This is a genomic window from Photobacterium alginatilyticum, assembly GCF_009910675.1.
GTDB classification, from domain to species: domain Bacteria; phylum Pseudomonadota; class Gammaproteobacteria; order Enterobacterales; family Vibrionaceae; genus Photobacterium; species Photobacterium alginatilyticum.
This window is the reverse complement of sequence record NZ_RSEJ01000318.1, coordinates 1-406: the sequence shown is the minus strand read 5'-3', so window position 1 is coordinate 406 and position 406 is coordinate 1. Positions and strand designations below refer to the sequence as shown.

Here is a 406-nt window from a genome sequence, read left to right as displayed (position 1 = left end):
GCGAGATTCTTCGGCCAATTGCTGCATTCGGGTCTGGCGCCCCTTTTTGATGGGCAAAAATCCTTCAAACACAAAACGGTCGTTGGGAAGACCGCTGTTTACCAAGGCTGGCACAAAAGCTGTTGSCCCGGGCAGACATTCCACTTCAATATGGTTTTCCACGCAAGCACGGGTTAGCAAAAACCCAGGATCCGAAATAGCTGGGGTCCCCGCATCCGAAATAAGGGCAATGGTAGTTTCGCCCTTCAATTTGTTCACCAAGGCATCGAGCTGTTTGTGTTCATTGTGCATATGATGACTCTGAAGCTGCGTGTGGATTTCAAAATGCTTGAGCAGTTTTCCGCTGTGCATATGATGACTCTGAAGCTGCGTGTGGATTTCAAAATGCTTGAGCAGTTTTCCGCTG

1 protein-coding gene is annotated in these 406 nt (G+C 48.9%); it reads right to left on the bottom strand.

Annotated elements, in window-relative coordinates:
- Positions 1-406: 16S rRNA (cytidine(1402)-2'-O)-methyltransferase (gene rsmI / locus EIZ48_RS28850; protein ID WP_240153132.1), on the bottom strand; the 406-nt coding region annotated here is incomplete at both ends.